Annotated in this window: 10 protein-coding genes; 4 read left to right on the top strand and 6 right to left on the bottom strand. The window is 69.5% G+C overall.

Annotated features, from left to right (window positions below):
* A partial coding sequence (locus tag VD972_RS24795) for a pirin family protein (RefSeq protein WP_324991036.1) occupies window positions 1-791 on the bottom strand: 791 nt, incomplete at its 3' end.
* Window positions 792-1072: 281 nt separating this feature from the next.
* Here VD972_RS24795 and VD972_RS24790 point away from each other — a divergent pair.
* Both VD972_RS24790 and VD972_RS24785 read left to right on the top strand, forming a co-directional pair.
* A complete protein-coding gene (locus tag VD972_RS24790; protein WP_324991034.1) occupies window positions 1073-3463 on the top strand; it encodes a glutamine--tRNA ligase/YqeY domain fusion protein in 2391 nt (796 codons plus the stop codon).
* Window positions 3464-3496: 33 nt separating this feature from the next.
* Window positions 3497-4126 carry a glutathione S-transferase family protein gene (locus VD972_RS24785; protein ID WP_324991032.1) on the top strand — a complete coding sequence of 210 codons (630 nt, stop codon included), beginning with the start codon at window positions 3497-3499 and terminating at the stop codon, window positions 4124-4126.
* Window positions 4127-4128: 2 nt separating this feature from the next.
* Here VD972_RS24785 and VD972_RS24780 read toward each other — a convergent pair whose 3' ends face one another.
* The 3 genes from VD972_RS24780 to VD972_RS24770 all read right to left on the bottom strand — a co-directional run bounded on the left by VD972_RS24780 (window position 4129) and on the right by VD972_RS24770 (window position 8616).
* A complete protein-coding gene (locus VD972_RS24780) occupies window positions 4129-4827 on the bottom strand; it encodes a hypothetical protein (RefSeq protein ID WP_324991030.1) in 699 nt (232 codons plus the stop codon).
* An 89-nt stretch (window positions 4828-4916) separates the two neighbouring features.
* Window positions 4917-6887, bottom strand: a complete 1971-nt coding sequence (gene mrdA, locus VD972_RS24775) for a penicillin-binding protein 2 (protein ID WP_324991028.1) — start codon at window positions 6885-6887, stop codon at window positions 4917-4919.
* A gap of 13 nt (window positions 6888-6900) precedes the next feature.
* On the bottom strand, window positions 6901-8616 hold the full coding sequence (locus tag VD972_RS24770) for a dipeptidase (RefSeq protein ID WP_324991026.1): 1716 nt from the start codon (window positions 8614-8616) through the stop codon (window positions 6901-6903).
* 76 nt (window positions 8617-8692) lie between these two features.
* Here VD972_RS24770 and VD972_RS24765 point away from each other — a divergent pair, with 76 nt between their 5' ends.
* Window positions 8693-9847 (top strand): cytochrome P450, encoded by a 1155-nt coding sequence (locus tag VD972_RS24765; protein WP_324991025.1) that lies wholly within the window; start codon window positions 8693-8695, stop codon window positions 9845-9847.
* Window positions 9848-10034: 187 nt separating this feature from the next.
* The gene (locus tag VD972_RS24760; RefSeq protein ID WP_324991023.1) at window positions 10035-11264 is read left to right on the top strand and encodes a cytochrome P450; all 1230 of its coding nucleotides are present in this window, start codon (window positions 10035-10037) and stop codon (window positions 11262-11264) included.
* Between the two features lie 36 nt (window positions 11265-11300).
* Here the strand turns inward: VD972_RS24760 and VD972_RS24755 are convergent, their stop codons facing one another.
* Window positions 11301-12662 carry a type II CAAX prenyl endopeptidase Rce1 family protein gene (locus VD972_RS24755; RefSeq protein ID WP_324991021.1) on the bottom strand — a complete coding sequence of 454 codons (1362 nt, stop codon included), beginning with the start codon at window positions 12660-12662 and terminating at the stop codon, window positions 11301-11303.
* Window positions 12659-13218: HAMP domain-containing sensor histidine kinase (locus tag VD972_RS24750; protein ID WP_324991019.1), on the bottom strand; the 560-nt coding region annotated here is incomplete at its 5' end. The genes VD972_RS24755 and VD972_RS24750, both read right to left, overlap by 4 nt.

Here is a 13218-nt window from a genome sequence, read left to right as displayed (position 1 = left end):
TCCACGTCCACGTCGGGGCGAAGCGTCACCGCCATCATCGAGGAGGGGATCGAGCGCTCCCCGACACGCAGCGAGCTGCCGCTGAAGAAGTACAGCGTCCGGTTCGAGCCCGCCGCGGCGCGCGGCAAGGTCCACCGCGCCTCGGGCGCCATCGTGATCGTCCAGATGGCCACATCCGACTCGGGGCGGGACGCCCACGACTTCGGCGGCGGTGGTGGCGGCGCCTGCACCCCGGCCAGCTGCCCCGCGATCAGCGTGATCTCCGTGGATCTTCCGGCCGCGTCCTTCGCGGTGTGCCGCGGGATCTGGTGGCTCCACATCATCGAGAAGTGGGGCTCCACCATCTTGTTCGCGGCGGGCAGATTGAGCCAGATCTGGAACAGCTCGAGCGGGTTCGGACCGTCCCGGTTGAGCAGCGGGAACACCTCGGCGTGGCAGATGCCCCTGCCCGCCGTCAGCCATTGGACGTCCCCTCCGCCGAAGCGGGCGGTGGCACCCAGCGAGTCCGAGTGATCGACGAGGCCGCGCCGCATGACCGTCACCGTCTCGAACCCCCGGTGCGGGTGGTGCGGGAAGCCAGGGATCGTTCTCCCGTGGTACATGCGCCAGCCGTCTTTGCCCTCAAAGTCCTGCCCGATCCGCCGACCGGCCAGCGACGCAGCAGGCCCCATCTGCTCGTTCCCCTTCGGGTACGCGTCGTTGTGGTAGGCGCAGAAGAGGAAGGGATCAGGCGGCGACCAGGGGAACCCCAGGGGCTTCACACTCAGCACGGCATTGTCGTTCACAGGCACCTCACTGCTCCATGTGTAACAAGCTCCCTACCCGGTGCCAGCGCCGGGCGCCAGAGCCCTCCGCAGTTCCCAGGCGAGGACACATGGAGTGCACCTCTCCGCTCCCAGGCCGTCAGACGCTCGCCCAAGCCCTTGAAATCCCAAGACTCTGGCCTGGAATCTGGGATGCCCGGAGGGGTGGCATGCGAAGCGCTCCAGTCCTCTGCCTGGAGCGCGAACCTGCTACCGCCGGGGAGCCACTCTCACGTTTTGAAACCCGTGGGGGACTGTAGGATGGCCGCATGAGCAAGTCGCCAGCGGACCTGATTCCCTCGCCAGAGGCGCGCCGTGTGAGCCCCAACTTCATCACCGAGGTGATTGACGCGGACCTGAGAGCGGGCCGGCACACCCGCGTCGTCACGCGCTTCCCACCGGAGCCCAACGGCTACGCGCACCTGGGGCACGCGTTTGCCAGCTACCTGGACTTCATGACGGCGCAGGACTACGGCGGCATCTGCCACCTGCGCATGGATGACACCAACCCCGAGGGGGAGACGCATGAGTACGCGGACAGCATCATCCGCGACATGCAGTGGGTGGGGTGGGACACCCGCCACCTGTTCTACGCCTCGGACTACTACGAGCAGCTCTATGGGTACGCAGAGCAGCTCATCCGCAAGGGCCTGGCCTATGTGGAGAGCGTCAGCGCGGAGGAGATGGCCCGCCTGCGCGGCACCGTGGAGCAGCCCGGCACGTCCAGCCCATACCGCAACCGCGGCATCGAGGAGAACCTGGAGCTCTTCCGCCAGATGCGCGCTGGGAAGTTCAAGAACGGCGAGCACGCGCTTCGAGCCAAGATCGACCTGGCGAGCCCGAACTTCAAGCTGCGCGACCCGGTGCTCTACCGCATCGTCCACGTGCCCCACTACCGGACCGGGGACACGTGGTGCATCTACCCGATGTACGACTTCGCGCATCCCATCAGCGACGCCATCGAGGGCATCACGCACAGCATGTGCAGCCTCGAGTTCATCGACAACCGCGCCATCTACGACTGGCTGATGGATCACCTGTTCTCCGCCCAGGAGACGGGCCGGACGCCGCCGCGCCAGTACGAGTTCGGGCGGCGCAGCATGGAGTACACGGTCGTCAGCAAGCGCAAGCTGCGCCGGCTGGTGCGCGAGGGCGTCGTGCGCGGCTGGGATGACCCGCGCATGCCGACCCTCAGCGCCATGCGCCGCCGCGGCGTGACGCCCGAGGCCGTGCGGGCGTTCGCCTCGCAGATCGGCGTGAGCCGCACGAACCGCACCGTGGACCTGGCCATCTTCGAGAACGCCGTCCGCGAAGACCTGAACGTCCGCGCGCCCCGCGTGATGGCGGTGACGCGCCCGCTGAAGGTCACGATCCAGAACCTGGATCAGGAGCGCATGCTGAGCCTCCCGTACTGGCCGCAGGAGGCGATCGGCGAGGGCGCCCACGCGCAGGTGGCGCTCCCGTCCGGTGAGCGTGTGGCGCCCGAGAAGGCGGTCCGCGAGGTGCCGCTCACGCGAGAGCTCGTCATCGAGCGCGATGACTTCAGCGCGGACCCGCCGAAGGGCTTCAAGCGGCTCACCCCGGGCGGGACGGTACGGCTCCGCGGCGCGGGCATCATCCGCTGTGACGAGGTCCTCAAAGGGGCGGACGGCGAGCCGGCCGAGCTGCGCGTCACGCTGCTCGGCGAGGAGGCGAAGGCGGGCGGTGTCATCCACTGGGTGAGCGCCACACGCGGCGTGAGCGCCGAGTTCCGCCTGTTTGACAGGCTCTTCACCGTGCCGGAGCCCGACAGCGAGGCCCAGCAGTTCGACCCGGAGCAGCCCGGCCACGAGGACGACGCGCAGCCGCTCAACACGGACTTCATGCGCTTCGTGAACCCGCAGAGCCTGGTGGTGACACGCGGGCGGGTGGAGCCGAGCGTCACGAAAGATCCCGCCAGCGCCCGCTACCAGTTCGAGCGCACCGGGTACTTCTGGCGGGACCCGGTGGACAGCCGCGACGACGCGCCCGTGTTCAACCGCATCATCACGCTGAAGGACACCTGGGCCCGGAAGGCGGACGTCGCGGAGCCGAAGGCGGAGAGCAAGCAGAGGCCCGAGAAGAAGGCGGATGCGGCGGCTCCCGTCCGTCCGGCGCTCTCGAGCGAGCAGGAGGCTGTCCACGCGCGCCTGCTCAAGCACGGCGTCACCGAGAATGACGCGCACCTGCTCGCCCGCGAGCCGCAGCTCGCTGCGTACCTGGAGGGGGCGGGAGACACGCGGCTCTCAGAGCTCGCGCCCTGGGTCGTGAACGATCTCGCCACGCCCATCCACCAGGGCACCAACCGCGTGGGCGTGAAGGAGCTCGCGGCGCTCGTGGCGCTGGTCGCGGAGGGCAGCATCAGCGTCCGCATCGCCAAGGACGTGCTGGCGGAGGCGCAGGCGTCCGGCGAGGCGCCCGCGAGCATCGTGGAGCGCAAGGGCCTGCGCGTCGTCAGCGACGAGAAGCAGCTCCGCGCCGCCATTCAGGGCGTGCTGGACGCCAACCCCGCGAAGGTCGCGGAGTACCGGGGTGGGAAGAAGGGCCTGTCCGGGTTCTTCACGGGGCAGGTCATGCGCGCCACCCAGGGCCAGGCGGACGCGAAGACCGTCGCGCGCCTCCTGACCGAGATGCTCGGGTAGACAGTCCCTCTCATGATGTCCTAGGGAGCCTCCATGACCTCAAGCCGCCGCGTCGTCTTCTTCCACGCTCCCAACTCCCGCGCTGCGGGCGTCCGCATCCTCCTCGAGGAGCTCAACGCCGACTTCGAGCTGCATGTGCTCAACCTGAAGGCCGGAGACTCACACAAGCCGGAGTACCTGGCGATCAACCCGATGGGCAAGGTGCCGGCCATCAAGCACGCAGACGCGCTGGTGACCGAGCAGGCCGCCGTCTACATGTATCTGGCCGAGCTCTACCCGGAGGCCGGGATGTCTCCGGCCGTCGGCGACCCGCTGCGGGGGCCCTATCTGCGCTGGATGGTGTTCTATGGCTCCTGCTTCGAGCCGGCGATGGTGGATCGCTCGATGAAGCGCGATCCTGCCCCTCCCGGAACCTCGCCCTACGGCGACTACGAGACGGTGCTCAAGACGGTGAGGCAGCAGCTCGCCAAGGGCCCTTGGATCCTCGGCGAGACCTTCACGGCGGCCGATGTGCTGTGGGGCACGGCGCTGACCTGGACCACCGGGTTCAAGCTCGTGCCGGAGCTCCCCGAGATCAAGGCCTACATCGATCGCTTCAGCGCCCGTCCCGCGGTGATTCGAGCGAAGGCCAAGGATGCGGAGCTCGCGGCGACGCAGGCCTAGCGTCAGCCTTTCAGGTTGCCAACGCCGAGGTTCTTCAGCTTGCTCGTGGAGGCGTCGGTCTGCGAGTCCGCCTTGCCCTGCTTCGCGGCCACCGGCTGTCCGCTCACCGGATTGAGGTCCACCGAGCTCATGGTCCTGGGCCGGCCCTCGAAGCCATCCTTGGCTCCACCGGCCTTGGCTCCACCGGCCTTGGCTCCACCGCTTGGCGCTCCACCGGCCTTGGCTCCACCGCTTGGCGCTCCACCGACCTTGATCTCACCGGTCATGGTGCGACTGCCCTTGGCTCCACCGGCGCTGGCGGCCCCGGCCGACGCAGAGGCGCTGCCCGCCACGGAGCTCACCATGCCCGGAGGAGGCGGTGGCGCGCCCTTGGGAAGCTGCATCTTCCCGGTGTACCCCATCGCCACTGCACGCTTCTGCATGAACTCGATGGTCTGCATGAGGACGGGGGGCACCGGCAGGACGGGATCCTTGGCGAATCGCTCGATCGCCACCTTGGCGTCCGCGTAGAGCTGGAAGTCCACCGGGACGCCGGGCCGCATGTGCACCAGCACCTCATTCAGCTTGCGCAGCACCACCTGCGTGGTTCCCGAGGTGGACTTGGCCGCCTTATCGAGCTCCGGCAGCAGCCGCTCACGCTCCGCCCCGAGCTCGGGGGGCTCGGGGAGAAGACCACCGCTCGGGTTCTTCGGGTTCGACATGCATGCATCCTCTGCGTAGGGGGCAAGGCCTCGTGGCTGGCGCGGGCCCCTACGCTACCAAGAATGGGGTTCCCCGCGTAATCCAGGCCTCAGTGGGGTCGAGCAAGGTCCTGGATGCGCGTCTCCGCTGCTCCGGGCGCCAAGGGAGCAGGCGGGGTGTAGGGCTGGTTCAGGCGGGGCGCGGGCGAGGTCTCGTCCTCCTTCTTCAGGTCGAAGTACTTCTGGATGAGGGCCATGCCCGTAGGGGCCGCATCCGTGCCACCGCTGCCCCCGTGCTCGTTGAGGACGACGACGGCGATCTCGGGGGCCTCAGCGGGTGCGAACCCGGCGAACCAGGCATGGTGGCGCGTGAAGAAGTCCATCTGCTGGATCTTGCGGCGCACTGCGCCAATGCGGGCCACCTGGGCGGTGCCCGTCTTGCCCGCGACCTGGATGTCCTTGAGACGTGAGGTGTAGGCAGTCCCGCCCACCTGGTTCACCGTGGCCACCATTCCCTCGATGACCGCGCGCCAGTGTGCCTCGGGGACGCTCACCTGGCGGACCACCTGTGGCTCGAACCGCTCGAGCAGCTGGCCGTCCGGGTCCTCCAGCCGCTCTACCAGCTGCGGCTTGAGCAGGGCACCGCCGTTGGCGATGGCCGCATACAGCAGCGCCATCTGCATCACAGTGACGTTGTCGTCGCCCTGCCCGATGGAGCTGTTGAGCGCCAGCCCCTTGAAGTAGCCGCCGGGGGTAACTCGGTCATGGTACTCGGTGGAGGGCATGATCCCGGGCACCTCTGCCATCACCCCCACGCCGGTGGGCTGCCCCAGGCCCAGCGCGTGGCCCATCTCCGCGATGGCGTCCAGCCCCAGGGTGTCCGCGACCTTGTAGAACCAGACGTCGCAGGAGGACTGCATGGCCTGGATGCCGTTGCGCGGTCCATGGCCGCGGTCCAGGTGGCAGCGCCAGACGCGCGAGCCCAGCTTGTAGCCACCCGGGCAGTTCACCACGGTGCCGGGGCTGAACGCCCCCGACTTGTAGGCAGCCAGCGCGGTCACCACCTTGAAGATCGAGCCTGGCGGGTAGTGCTCGGCGGCCACCCGGTTGATCATCGGCTGCATCGGATCGCCCGTGAGGGCAGCCAGCTGCGCCGGGGTGATGCGGCCGGTGAGCAGGTTGGGGTCGAAGCCGGGACGGCTCACCAGCGCGCGGACGAAGCCCGTCTTCACGTCGATGGCCACCACCCCACCCGCGACGCCCGGGAAGGCCCGCTCCGCCTCCTCCTGCAGGCGCATGTCCAGGCTGAGCACGAGGTTGGCCCCCGGAGTGGGCGGCGTCACCGCGTCCGCCCCCAGCATGCCGCTGAGCTCGTCGAGGGTCCGTCCGCGCGCGTTCACCACCTCCTTGCGCACCCCATCCACGCCGCGCAGCTTCGCCTCGTAGTAGCGCTCCAGGCCGCGGCGCCCCACGTAGTCCCCGAGCGCGTAGCGCGCCCCATCGCTGTTGAGCCTCTCGAGCTCCTCCGGGGTGATCTCGTTCATGTAGCCCAGCACGTGGCTGAGCACCGTGCCCGCGCGGTAGTTGCGGTGCGGCACAGGCACCACGTCCACCCCGTCGAGCAAGTCTGGGCGCGCGTTGAGCCGATCGTACTCGTCGCGGTCGAGATCGATCTTCACCGGCACCGCCTGGAAGGGCCCGCTGCGCCTGCCGGCCTTCACCGCCGCGTCCACCTTGAGCCGCTGTGCCTCGTCCCAGCTCAGCAGCTCCGCGAGCCTGGGCAGCACCTTCTCCGAGCAGTCCAGACAGAAGGCCGGAGTGATGAAGGCATCGAAGGAGGGGCGGCTGTCCACCAGGATGGTGCCGCGGCGGTCCTTGATCACCCCGCGATCCGCGCGCAGCCGGACCTCTTTCACGAAGTTCGCCACGCTCTTGGCGGCGTACTCCTCGCCCCGGGTGATCTGCAGCCGGTACAGCTGGATGACCAGGAGGAACAGCCCCGCGAGCATGGCGAGGCCCAGGTAGAAGAAGCGGCGCTTGAGATCGCGCCCTGGCGTGGTCTGTCCGAGCGTCTGGCTCACTGGGCGAGAGGGCTCACGGAGGCGGAGCGACCGTCGGCTTCTGCCCGGGCTTGGGCTCGGGCTTGGGCTCGGGCTTCGGGGCCGGAGCAGCGGCGGCCGGCTTCGGCTCGGGCTCGGGGGGCAGCGCCAGCCGCTTGCCGGTGTCCCGGGCGATGTGCCGGTACCAGTTCTCCGGGTACTTGGGGTGGTTCACCTTGCCCTGCTCGTCCCGGACGTTGCCGTCGATGTACTTCACGAGGAGCTGCTCGCCCAGCCGGCGCCAGCGGGAGTGGACCTTCTCGCCCTGCTGCACCGAGTACTCCGTGAGGTAGGTGCGCGCCTCCTCGGGGCTGCGCTTGTACTGCTCCAGGGCCCGCTTCTCGATGTCGGACTGATCCGCGAGGAACTGGCCCTCCAGTGCTCCCTGCTCCTTCCGGACGTCCACCGACATGTCGCTCCAGCGCGCGTAGGCCTGGTTGGACACCCAGTTGAACACCCAGAAGGACGAGTCCCAGGAGAACGTGCCGCGGCTGCCCAGCCCCTGGGAGAAGTTCCGCGGCACCTGGCGAATGCCCGCGTACATGGGCGTGTACACCGTCATCGCCGTGTCATCCACGCCGAACCAGAGCACTCCGCCGACGGGCGCCGGCATCCACTCGCGCATCTGCGCGACGAAGGAGAAGCCCGTCTGCTGCGTGGAGATGGCGCGCTCGTTGAGGTACTTCTTCCCGTCCACCTCCCACGTCAGTGGCCGCCAGCGATAGGGCGCCCCGTACGGCCCGGCCCCCACGTCCTTCGACATGTCCAGCGGGGTGCCATCAAAGTGGTCTCGCATCAGCGCCATGGCGGCCTGCACGGACAGCTTCTGGTCCGGCTTCACCCACAGCGGCAGGCGCTTGTCGGGGGCCGAGCCATCCGCGTACTCCGCGCCCAGCTTCAGCGAGGGGGCCGCGCGCCGGAAGATGCTCCACACCCGTGCCTCGGAGAACCGCTGCGCCTCGAAGTCGAGCGGGTTGTACGCGTCCGCGAAGCTGAAGTCCTTGTCCACGCCGGAGTACCAGCCCTTCTCGCGGGCGAAGGAGATGACGTCGGGCGAGTAGAGCGTGGTGGCCGGCTCGTTCAGCGGGAACTGGCGGATGCGCGCCTGGTTGGCGTGCGCGGAGACGTACCCCTCTGGCAGCCGGCGGGCCACCCACACCGCGCCCTTCTTCCCCTCGCCCTTGCCGATCAGCTCCAGCAGCCACACCTCCTTCGGGTCGGCGATGGAGAAGGACTCGCCGGTGGAGGCGTAGCCATGCTCGGCCACCAGGCGCGTCATGACCTGGATGGCCTCGCGCGCCGTCTTCGAGCGCTCCAGGGCGATGTAGATGAGCGAGCCGTAGTCGAGGACGCCGTTCGGTGCCGCCAGCTCCTTGCGGCCCGAGAAGGTGGACTCGCCGATGGAGAGCTGGTGCTCGTTCATGTTGCCCACCACCGAGTAGGTGACGGGCGCCTCGGGGATCCGCCCGAGGAACTTCCCCGTGTCCCACTCGTAGATGTCGCGCTGGGCCCCGGACGCATGGCGCCGCGCGGGGGTGTAGTACAGCTCCCCGTAGAGCTCGTGCGAGTCCGCACTGTAGGTGATGAAGGTCGCACCATCCGTGGTGGCCCCCTTGGAGACCAGCATGCTGGTACACGCGAGGGCGGGGGGAGCAACCAGCGCCGCCGTGATGGGCAGCGCGGTGAGCAGGGTCCGAATGCGTCGGGTCATGCGGCGGATGTTACCTGGCAGGCTTTGGAAGTCGCGGTGTATCGTCGGCGCGCAGGCCGTGGGAGCGAGCGAGGCAATGGCAGGGCGCAAGGATGGGCGAGAGCCAACCGTCGAGTTCGCGAAGGACCCGCTCCTGTTTCTCGACCAGGCGTTCCCCGCCGCCGGCGACTCCCTCTGGCTGCCGGGCCGGCAGCTGTGCCTCTCAGAGCCGGCGGCTTCCAAGGCCGTCCTGTCCAACAGCGAGGGCCTGTACGAGGATCACGCCGACTTCTTCTACTCCCGGCGAGGCGCGTTCGGCCCGCGCGAGGCCCAGGTGCGCATCAGCCGTGCATCCCGGACGCTGCTGCGCGCCTACCTTGATGCGCACGCGAGCGGGCTGGAGGAGACGGTGCGGCAGGCCCTGATACCGGCCCGTGAGTGGCCTGATGCGGGCAACTGGCTCATGTACCGGCACCTCGCGCACGCGCTGCTCGCGCCCGACAGCCCGGTGCGGCTGCGTCAGACGGTGGAGGAAGTCATCCAGCGCGCGGTCCTCGCCGGGGCCCGGCAGCACGTCTTCCGCTCCTTCCGCTTCACCCGCGCGCTGTTCCGGTTCCGCGTGGAGCGCCAGCTGATCCAGGCGATTGAGCACCGGCGAAAGCAGGGCACCCGCGAGCCCACGGATCTGCTCGACGTCGTCGTGACTGGGGCGGAACCCGGCACAGCGGCGGTGAAGTTGGCGGAGGTGTTCCTGTCGTTCGTGTTCTCCGTCGCGGGCTCGCTCGGCTTCGTCCTCGGTTGGTCGGTCTACCTGCTGGGCACGCATCCGCCCACACGCGCCGAGCCCGCCTGGGTGGTCCGAGAAGCGCTGCGACTGTGGCCAGTGGCATGGCTGCTGGTCTCCCGGCCTGCGAGGAGCCACGAGGTGGCTGGCGTCCCCGTCACTCCCGAGGACCAGGTGCTCGTCTGTCCCTACGCCGTGCAGCGCCACCCGCGGCACTGGGACGCGCCGGCCCGCTTCGAGCCCGAGCGGTGGGCCACCCTCAAGAGCCCCCAGGCCTTCCTCCCGTTCGGGTGGGGTCCGCACTCGTGTCCCGCGGCCGTGCTCTCCCTGGAGCTGGTCGAGGACGTCCTGCGGATCCTCCTGGACGGCCACCGGCTGAGCGTCACCCCTCATGACACCCGGCCCAGCGTCACCGCGGCGCTCGCTCCGCCCCGGTTCACCCTGCACCGGGTTCCAACCCGGCTTTGACCCGTATGACAACCAGGAAAGGGAGGGAGGTGACTCGAGTGAAGAAGATCATGCGTGCCGTGATGGCGGCGCTGTCCATCCGGCGCAAGGACAACGTCTACGGCTGGTGGGGCTACCGCAGCATGTAACTGACACCCAGGTGGGGCGCGGCCAAGCTCCGCGCCCCACCGCTCCTGGCGAAGGACGTATGGCCACCCCTCCCGAGGAAACCCCCTTCGTTCATGAGATGCGCACGCGGTGCCATGCGGAAGGGAGCGTCCTCTGGGTCCGCGACGGTGAGCTGGGCGTGTTCGATCCCGAGGCCGCCCAGAAGATCCACGCGCTCAACTTCAGCGACCTCACCCTGCCCGACAAGCTCGCAGATCTGCTGCGGGGCCGCAGAGGGAGTCCTGTCTCCTGGAAGGAGGTGCGCACCGCCTGGCTCTCGCAGCTGCGCCGCCTGTCGGATGCCGAGGCCGTCGCGCGACTCGCCGCCCGCATGAGCGAGCTGCTCGAGGAGCGGCTCGACCGCCCCCTCGACTGGGTCTGGGTGGCGCAAGAGGTGTGTAGCCAGGCCCTGGTGCCCACGGTGGTGACGGGCCTGAAGCCCACTGACGTGTCGCGTGTCCTGCGGGATCAGACCCTCAAGCTCACCCAGCTGCTGGCCATCGGACCGGGGCGTGACACACTCTGGCAGGAGCTGCGCGCCATCTGGATTCAGGTGGGCGCCGGCTCGGCAGTGCGCCGCGAGCTGAGAGGCCGTGCCACCGGCCGCAGGCCGCGCCAGCTCGACCTGGCCGACCCGATCGTCGAGCTCTTGCCGGTGCTCGGCATGGACCGGGCCGTTGACGCGGTCACCGCGGTATTGACGGCCATCGCTGGTCCACCGGGGGCCGCGGCCACTTGCCTGCTCTACGAGCTGACTCGCAGGCCCGAGTGGGCCCAGCGGCTGGCCCGCGAGCTCTCGCCGCTGAAGCTGGAGGACTTCTACAGCGCACCCACCCGCGTTGCCCCGGTGACCCACCGCTTCGTCAAGGAGACGCTGCGGATGTGGGGTCCCCCCATGTTCATGACCCGGCTCGCACGCACGGACATCCAGCTCGAACAGGCGAGCCTCAAGACGGGCCAGCGCTATTACGTCAGTCCCTACCTCGTCCACCATGCCCCGGAGCACTGGAAGGACCCTGACGCCTTCGACCCCGACCGCTGGCTGGCCGACGCGCCCCATGGGCCCTGCTCCGGCGCCAGCTACGTCCCATTCGGCTGGGCCCCGACCACGTGCATTGGAGCAGGCCTGGGCACCGCGCAGCTGATGCTGTTGTGCCACTTGATGTGCACCCGCTATCGCCTCCAGCTGTCAGCGCCCGAGGAGGTCCGCATGATGCTGGCCAACGTGGCCTTGCCCCTCGGCTTTACCGGCACGCTCACCCGACGCTGAGAAGCCCGGGCGGGTTTTGCAGCTCCCGTATCGTGCTCAGCCCGTGAGGCTCCGGGCCAGCATCAGCAGTGCGGTGCCGTTGATGGTGACGTGCAGGAGGATGGGTGCGCGCAGCCCCCCGCTGGCCAGCCGCGCCCAGCCCAGCAAGAGCCCCAGGAAGAGGATCCACCCGGTGAAGACTCCATAGAAGAGGTGGAGCGACGCGAAGACGCCGGCGCTCACGGTCAGCGCCGCCACGTGCCCCATCCACCCGCTCAGCCAGGGCAAGAGCACCCCACGGAACAGCAGCTCCTCGCCCACCGGAGCGAGCAGCACGACCGGGACCGCGAGCAGCACCCAGCCTGCCGCGCCCAGCGGCCCCTGGCGGGCCATCTCCATCATCGGGTGCTGGCTCTGCTCAGGGGAGGCGGCGAACACCTGGGAGAACCAGGACATCAATATCAAGGTGCGCATCCCCAGGGTGACGAGGAGCCCCAGGCTCGCGAAGTAGATCCCGAGCCACCCCCGGGCCTCCGGTGACGGGGCCTCGGGAGCGCCGCGCCTCACGAGCACCGCCGCCACGAGGAGGAGCAGCAGGGCATTCACGGACACCGTGAGCAGCGCTGTGCCCCGGGAGGGTCCGCCGAGCAGCGCGGCCAGTCCCCTGGACGTCGCCAGAGCGCCGAGCCCCGAGACCCCGAGCACCCCCAACACGAAGAGCGGGCGCGCGTCGGCCCCCCGTCGCCGGCCCACGGCCCAGAGCACGAGCAGGGCCACCGCCGCCAGCACCGTGCCGAGCCCGCCTCTCCACACGTCCCGGGCGAGCACGGGCTCCCCAGACGGCTGAGGCTCGAACAAGCCCCGAGCAGGCGGAGCGAGGGAGGACGCCTCCACCGGCACGACGCCCACCTCTCGCCGTGCCCCCTCACGCGCCACTTCCAGCTGAACCGTTCCTCCCGCAGGCGCGGCCTGGAGCACGTCGCGCAACGCCTGGATGCTGTCGACAGGCTGCCCCTGGGCATGAAGCACGACGTCGCCCCCCTGCAGGCCCGCCGCCGCCGCCGGGCCCCGCTCATCCACCTGGAGGAACCGGAGCCCGGGTCCCGGGTGGTTCGGGTCCACGACGGCGCCCAGCGCCTTGGGCGGAGCGAGGGGCGGCGGCGGCCTGCCCATGTTCCGCCAGGTCGTCAGCGTCATGCTGAAAAAGGCGGCGGCCACCACCGTGTCCAGGATCGCCAGCGCCACGAGCCGCCGGTACCAGCGCTGATAGAGGGGGCTCGGCTCCCTCTTCCGCCCGAGCGCCGCGAGCCCCCAGACCACGGGGAGCCCCAAGAGGGGAACGAAACCGGCCACGAGGGCCGAGAGGAAGGCCTGCCGCCCCCCTGCCGCGGAGCCACCTTGCTCTTGTGAAGCCGTCACCCGCCCTGCCCTCTCGTGCCAGTGCCGCTCGCGGCCGGCTCCACGAGGACCGGCAGCATCAGCTGAAACGTGCTCCCCTGTCCTGGCGTGCTGCGAACATCGATCCAGCCCCCCATCAGCTGGGCGAGCGCCAAGGAGATGGAGAGCCCCAGGCCCGTGCGCCCCTTGTCCTTTCGCGTGGTGAAGAAGGGATCGAAGATGCGCTGCCGGACCTCCGGCGTCATGCCCTGGCCATTGTCCTCCACCTCGATGGAGATCCACCCCTTCTGGCTCCGAGTCGAGATGCGGATGAGGTTCTGCTCGGCCTGCCGCTGGGGGAGCGCCTCGAGCGCGTTCTTCACCAGGTGGACGATGATCTGTTCCAGGCGGGCCTCGCTCCCCAGGACAGCCTGGACAGGCGCCAGGGACCTCTCGAGGCGGGCGCGGTGGGGGAACTCGTGCCCCATGAGCCGCAGCGCGCTCTCGATGGCCCGGTGAAGGTCCACCGGCTGCCGCTCATCGTCCGCGGCGCGCGCGAAGGAGCGCAGATCCTTGACGATGTCCCGCACTCGGCCAG

The sequence above is a fragment of the Hyalangium sp. genome (assembly GCF_035629615.1).
Classification (GTDB): domain Bacteria; phylum Myxococcota; class Myxococcia; order Myxococcales; family Myxococcaceae; genus Hyalangium.
Note: the sequence above shows the minus strand (reverse complement) of the source record. Positions and strands in the feature narration are given on the sequence as shown.

Excerpts from the sequence above, each read along its gene's own strand:
- VD972_RS24760 (WP_324991023.1), top strand. The coding sequence starts at position 10,035 with ATGGCCACCCCTCCCGAGGAAACCCCCTTCGTTCATGAGATGCGCACG.
- VD972_RS24785 (WP_324991032.1), top strand. The coding sequence starts at position 3,497 with ATGACCTCAAGCCGCCGCGTCGTCTTCTTCCACGCTCCCAACTCCCGC.
- VD972_RS24780 (WP_324991030.1), bottom strand. The coding sequence starts at position 4,827 with ATGTCGAACCCGAAGAACCCGAGCGGTGGTCTTCTCCCCGAGCCCCCC.
- VD972_RS24790 (WP_324991034.1), top strand. The coding sequence starts at position 1,073 with ATGAGCAAGTCGCCAGCGGACCTGATTCCCTCGCCAGAGGCGCGCCGT.
- VD972_RS24765 (WP_324991025.1), top strand. The coding sequence starts at position 8,693 with ATGGCAGGGCGCAAGGATGGGCGAGAGCCAACCGTCGAGTTCGCGAAG.
- VD972_RS24770 (WP_324991026.1), bottom strand. The coding sequence starts at position 8,616 with ATGACCCGACGCATTCGGACCCTGCTCACCGCGCTGCCCATCACGGCG.